Source organism: Chryseobacterium sp. VD8 (assembly GCF_037149975.1).
GTDB lineage: Bacteria > Bacteroidota > Bacteroidia > Flavobacteriales > Weeksellaceae > Chryseobacterium > Chryseobacterium indicum.
In genome coordinates this window covers 1-5,842 of the sequence record NZ_JBBCQL010000261.1, presented here as the reverse complement: position 1 = coordinate 5,842, position 5,842 = coordinate 1, and the positions used below count along the sequence as shown (strand labels likewise).

The following is a 5,842-nucleotide window of genomic DNA, read 5'->3' as shown; positions in this document are numbered from 1 at the left end:
GCACGTTACCAGAAAGGAGATTAAATTTTTCTACAATTTTTATAACAATTACGATACAATCATTGCGCAGAGTGATGATATGAAGCATGATCTGATGCTTAATTTCAAGATTAAACCTTCGAAAATCGTTAAAATAAACAATCCTGTAGATTTTGATTTCATTGATGAAAAAATTAAAATTTCCCATAAACCGGAAAGTTTTAAATACGGCTATAAAAATGTTGTCGCGATCGGAAATTTATCGGCAAGAAAAGGTTTTGATAACTTACTGAAAGTTTTCTCAAGGCTTAAAAACGAAAATATTCTGCTTCATATTTTGGGAGACGGACAGGATCGTGAAGTTTTGCATCAAATGAAAGATTTTTTAGGCTTAAAAAATGTGATCTTTCATGGAAGACAGGAAAATCCTTATCAGTTTTTAAAATATGCAGACTTGTTTATTCTTTCGTCAAGATATGAAGGTTTTCCGAATGTGTTACTCGAAGCCGGAGCTTGCGGAACGTATTCTTTAGCCAATAATTGCCCCGGAGGAATTACCGAAATCATTCAGAATGATACTAATGGTGAAATTGCGAATATTGAAAATTATGAAGATTTTTCGCAGAAGATTATGAAGATTTTACATGAAGATCATGAAAATGAAGCCATTAAAAATTCTATAAAATCCAGATTCTCCAAGAATATTATCTTAAATCAGTACGAAAAGGTTTTGCTGGATCTGATGAAATAACCTTCTTGAGTATTCAGCTAATATTTTTTAATTTTGGACTTTTAATTTCAGAAAACAATTACTAATGATTAAAATCCAGAAACTGGGATGCGCCTGCGAAAAACCGACTTCCACCTATACAGAATTCAGAACATCAGAATTGGGAATCGATAAAACGAACGGAAGATTTGCCGAAGTAAGCATTCAGCAGTGTAACCTTTGCCAGAGAATCTGGATCCGTTATTTTGTGGAATATGAAAGTTTTTCCAAATCCGGAAGATGGTACAAAGGAATTGTTTCTAAAAAAGACCGTCCTCAAATTACCCCCGAAAATGCTGTAGAATATCTCGAAAGCCTTGATTGGTACGTTTACGGAGGCTCATATTTTGAAAGCACAGGAGAATTCGGACAGGGGAAATTGATAGTGGATTTATAAAGTTTTAGTATTATTTGATGAAATAAACATGAATAAGTTTGAAAGGCTAAAGCATTACAGGTTTATTAAAAAATTACGTTCAAATGCGATTGCTATTATAACAGATCAAATTGAGATGCACTCCGGATATTTTAAAATGCATTATCTTATTGGAAGAATAAATGATATCCAACCTTTAGATAACATTGATTTAAATATTTTAGAGAAATACTATAGCGAAATTCAATTTTACCCAGTCGGTGAAGAAAGAAAACTTTACAATACAGAGTATCTTATCAAACTTGATTCAAAATTAAAAATAGTAGACACGAAATATAAAAATTTACTTGATGAAAAATGTAAAGAAATCATTGAGAAATTTAAAGACATTCAAAATTATTGTTGAAAAATTTTTATAACTCAGACTTCTCCTTAAAATTTGACAAATCTCACTTTCTCACGTGGTAATAAATCGTTAAATTTGTAAGCATAAGAAAGTTAATAATAAACAAATTCATAAAATAACATGAGTCAATTTGATGTTACCGTAATCGGTTCCGGTCCTGGTGGTTATGTTGCTGCAATCCGTGCTGCACAATTAGGTTTCACAACAGCAATTATTGAAAAATATCCAACTTTGGGAGGAACTTGTCTTAACGTGGGATGTATTCCGTCAAAAGCGCTTTTAGACAGCTCTGAGCATTTTGAGAACGCAAAACACAATTTTGCAGGTCACGGAATCATTATCAACGAGCCTCAAGCCGACATTGCAAGAATGATCGAGCGTAAAAATGAGGTAATCAAACAAAATACAGACGGAATCAGCTATCTGATGAACAAAAACAAAATCACTGTTTTTGAAGGAGTTGGAAGTTTCGAATCTGCTACTCAGATCAAAGTAACGAAAAACGACGGTTCTACAGAAACCATCGAATCCAAATATACCATCATTGCAACAGGTTCTAAACCGTCTTCTTTACCTTTCATCACGTTAGATAAAGAAAGAGTGATTACTTCTACGGAAGCTTTAAATCTTAAAGAAATTCCTAAACATTTAGTGGTAATCGGAGGTGGAGTAATCGGTCTTGAATTAGGTTCTGTTTACCTAAGATTGGGAGCTCAGGTGACAGTGGTAGAGTTTATGGATAAAATTATCCCGACAATGGACGGAGCGCTAAGTAAAGAATTAACGAAAGTTCTTAAAAAGCAGGGAATGAAGTTCATGCTTTCTACAGCCGTATCCGCAGTGGAAAGAAACGGAGATACCGTAAAAATTACAGCGAAAGACAAAAAAGGAGAAGAAGTAACGGTAGAAGGAGATTACTGTCTGGTTTCTGTAGGAAGAAAGCCTTACACAGACGGTCTTGGATTGGAAAAAGCAGGTGTTGAGCTTGATGAAAGAGGAAGAGTAAAAGTAAATGATCATTTACAAACCAATGTTGCGAATATCTTTGCAATCGGAGACGTAGTAAAAGGAGCAATGCTGGCTCACAAAGCAGAAGAGGAAGGTGTTTTTGTTGCTGAAACTTTAGCAGGACAGAAGCCTCACATCAATTATAATTTAATTCCGGGAGTGGTTTACACATGGCCGGAAGTTGCAGGAGTTGGAAAAACCGAAGAGCAGTTGAAAGAAGAAGGAGTAGCTTACAAAGTAGGTTCTTTCCCGATGAGAGCTTTAGGAAGAAGCCGTGCAAGTGGTGATGTAGATGGTTTGGTAAAAATTATTGTAGACGAAAAAACAGACGAAGTTCTTGGAATGCACATCGTAGGAGCAAGAGCAGCAGATTTAATTGCTGAAGGCGTTATTGCTATGGAATTCCGTGCAAGTGCAGAAGATATCGCAAGAAGTTCTCACGCGCACCCGACTTATGCAGAAGCGATTAAAGAAGCAGCTTTAGATGCTACCGCGAAAAGACCAATTCATATGTAATTGATAAACAATTATATAAATGAAAAAGAGAAATCAGATACTGGTTTCTCTTTTTTTTGGCATGAAAGTGGAGCTGGAGATTTAAAAAAAGTGTTATGAAAAATATATTTATGAGTGTTTTGTTTCTTGTAGGAAGTTTTTCTTTCGCGCAGGAAGCAGGAAAAGCAGGCGAGCTTTTAAAAAACGAGGCTTCAAAAACAGAAATGGAATCTCCAAAAGCAAAAAGAGCGGAGAGCAGAAACAGCAATAATTCCGGTTTCAGAAATCAGAATGGAAATAATAACGGATTCAGGGTTAAAAATCCTAATTATCAATGGAATCAGCAGTATGGATATTCCGAAGTTTTTCTGAGAATTCCAGAGCAGGGAATGTTCAGTGTGGAACTGGGAGATCAGTTTATTTCCAACAATTCCGGAAGATTCAGATTTTTTGATCTTCCGTCGGGAAGAATTCCTGTTTCGATTTACGAAAGCGGGTATTTATTATACAGAACCACTTTAAATGTAAGAAACAACAGCAGGCTGGTTCTTGATTTCTTTACCAATGAAGGATTGTTTTTATTAGATTCATATCCTGTTCAGAACCAGTCTTACGGATTTAATGACTGGAATGATGTCTGGAATAATCCCTACGGAAATTCGGGAGGATGGAATGATGGCGGAAGTTATGCCAATGTGATGGATAACAGTTCTTTCAGTGAATTCATGGATATGTTGAGAAAAAATGCAAGATTCGACGACAGTAAACTCTCTATGATCCGGCAGCAGATGCGTACAACCATGTTTACTTCCCAGCAGATCAGCGCTTTGGTAAAAGAAGTTAGTTTTGATAAAAATAAACTTTCACTGGCAAAATCTATGTTTTCAAAATGTGTAGATAAGCATAAATATTTTCTGGTTTACGATGCCTTCGATTTTGAAAGCAGCAAACGGGAACTGATGGAATTTGTACAAAATTCATAAGAGAATAGTTTGAAATTAATATTAAAGCACATAAGTTAAAGAAATCAAAGATTTTTTTCTTTGCAGACTTTTGAAATACTTTAAAAGAATCGGATAAAGTCTTTTTTCTATTTACGGTTAAATTTAAAATTAGTTTAAACAAAGTATTAATAATTTGATATTAAAAAGTTAGAAGGAGAAGCAGATTGTTTCTCTTTTTTTGTTTAAAGTTTTACATTTTGCAGATTCGGGTTATATTTCCTTACCTTTGCAGACTAATTTTATCATACATGCAATTCGGAAAAACTCAGACTTTAAAAATTTCAGATAAAAATAATTCAGGATGGATCTTAACAGACGAATCCGGAGAAAAGGCTTTTCTTCCTAAAATTTTCATTCAGGATGATAAGGAAATTGATGATGAAATTGAGGTTTTTGTGTATCAGGATGATGGAAAATTAAAGGCAACCACAGAAATTCCTTTGGCAGAAGTAGGAGAGTTTGCCGTAATGAGCTGTGTTCAGAGCCTTCCAAGCGGAGCTTTTATGGATTGGGGAATTATCAAAGATCTGTTTATTCCTTACAAACAGCAGAAATCTAAGATCATTGAAGGAAAAAGATATCTTGTCTATATTTATGTGGATGAAGATCTGGAACTGATTACCGGAACTACAAAATTCAAAAGAAATCCTCAATATCAGAATCTTCCTTTCCAGAAAGGAGATAAAGTGGATCTTATTATGATGAATGAAAGTGAGTTGGGCTGGAATGTAGTCATCAATAAAAAATATATCGGACTCATCTACAATTCGGATGTATTCAAAAAGCTGTATCCGTTGTCTGAAGAATCCGGTTATATCAAAGAGATCCGCGAAGACGGAAAAATTGATGTTTCCCTACAGCCACAAGGTTTTGAAAATATTGATGAGTTTAAAAAGAAAATTTTAGACAAACTTGAAGAAAACTACGGTTTGCTTCATCTTTCAGACAAATCAACTCCCGAAGAAATTAAGGACGAAGTTCAGATGAGTAAAAAGAACTTTAAAAAAGCCATCGGAGGATTGTATAAAGATAAAATCATCGATATTCTGGACGATAAAATTCGGTTATTGTAATTTTTTTTGGCTAATCAAAAAGTGTAAAAGACAATCAATAAACTTTTGAAAATAAAAAAAACGAGCGGAAAATTTTCCGCTCGTTTTTGTTTAGTCTCTGTTTTTAATCAGAAGCCAGCCTGTATATACTCTGCCATCTGAAACTTTTATCGTATACCAGTAGTTTCCTGTCGGGACAGGACTTCCGTTGAGTTTACCGTCCCAATGCAGAGGTTTTTTAGAAATAATCTCTTTGAAAACAGGAAGACCTCTTCTGTCGTAAACGTTCACTTCAGTTCCCGGATAATTTTCCAGTCCTGCAATTTTCCATTGGTCGTTATATCCGTCTGCATTAGGAGTGAATGCATTTGGGATATTGAATATCGAAAAAGGTTTCTGACCAATAATGCAACCGCCTTTTGTTCTTACATAAACAATATATTCTCCAATATTTAAGTTCGTGAAAATGTTAGAATCCTGCCATGTGAAATTATCTAAAGAATACTCAAAACTGCCTGTCGCAGAAAGGATTACCGTTGCAGAATTGTTGCTGATATTTACGGAAACAATTTCCGGCAAAACAGTATAGCTTACCTGAATGTTATCCGTACTCTGACAGCCAAAACTATTCGTTACTGTTACAGAATAATTTCCGGGAGCTGAAACGGTAATTGTCTGAGTAGTGGCTCCGTTGCTCCATAGATAAGATGAAAATCCACTTCCTGCATCCAGAGTAACTGTTTTTCCTTTACA

7 protein-coding genes are annotated in these 5,842 nt (G+C 34.9%); 6 read left to right on the top strand and 1 reads right to left on the bottom strand.

What is annotated here, in order from left to right; all coding sequences use genetic code 11:
• The 6 genes from WFK35_RS19810 to WFK35_RS19785 form a co-directional block, all read left to right on the top strand.
• Positions 1-730: glycosyltransferase (locus WFK35_RS19810; RefSeq protein WP_336734132.1), on the top strand; the 730-nt coding region annotated here is incomplete at its 5' end.
• 64 nt (positions 731-794) lie between these two features.
• Positions 795-1,145 (top strand): hypothetical protein, encoded by a 351-nt coding sequence (locus tag WFK35_RS19805; protein ID WP_336734130.1) that lies wholly within the window; start codon positions 795-797, stop codon positions 1,143-1,145.
• Positions 1,146-1,173: 28 nt separating this feature from the next.
• A complete protein-coding gene (locus WFK35_RS19800) occupies positions 1,174-1,530 on the top strand; it encodes a hypothetical protein (protein WP_336734128.1) in 357 nt (118 codons plus the stop codon).
• 120 nt (positions 1,531-1,650) lie between these two features.
• Positions 1,651-3,054, top strand: a complete 1,404-nt coding sequence (gene lpdA / locus WFK35_RS19795) for a dihydrolipoyl dehydrogenase (RefSeq protein WP_336734126.1) — start codon at positions 1,651-1,653, stop codon at positions 3,052-3,054.
• A gap of 95 nt (positions 3,055-3,149) precedes the next feature.
• Positions 3,150-4,016: a DUF4476 domain-containing protein gene (locus WFK35_RS19790; RefSeq protein ID WP_336688790.1), complete on the top strand. Its 867-nt coding sequence runs from the start codon at positions 3,150-3,152 to the stop codon at positions 4,014-4,016.
• 269 nt (positions 4,017-4,285) lie between these two features.
• A complete protein-coding gene (locus WFK35_RS19785) occupies positions 4,286-5,110 on the top strand; it encodes a CvfB family protein (protein WP_336734124.1) in 825 nt (274 codons plus the stop codon).
• A gap of 90 nt (positions 5,111-5,200) precedes the next feature.
• Here WFK35_RS19785 and WFK35_RS19780 read toward each other — a convergent pair.
• The coding region (locus tag WFK35_RS19780) for a T9SS type B sorting domain-containing protein (RefSeq protein ID WP_336734122.1) at positions 5,201-5,842 on the bottom strand (642 nt) is incomplete at its 5' end.

Coding starts and splice junctions, on each gene's coding strand:
- lpdA (WP_336734126.1), top strand. CDS start 1,651: ATGAGTCAATTTGATGTTACCGTAATCGGTTCCGGTCCTGGTGGTTAT.
- WFK35_RS19805 (WP_336734130.1), top strand. CDS start 795: ATGATTAAAATCCAGAAACTGGGATGCGCCTGCGAAAAACCGACTTCC.
- WFK35_RS19790 (WP_336688790.1), top strand. CDS start 3,150: ATGAAAAATATATTTATGAGTGTTTTGTTTCTTGTAGGAAGTTTTTCT.
- WFK35_RS19785 (WP_336734124.1), top strand. CDS start 4,286: ATGCAATTCGGAAAAACTCAGACTTTAAAAATTTCAGATAAAAATAAT.
- WFK35_RS19800 (WP_336734128.1), top strand. CDS start 1,174: ATGAATAAGTTTGAAAGGCTAAAGCATTACAGGTTTATTAAAAAATTA.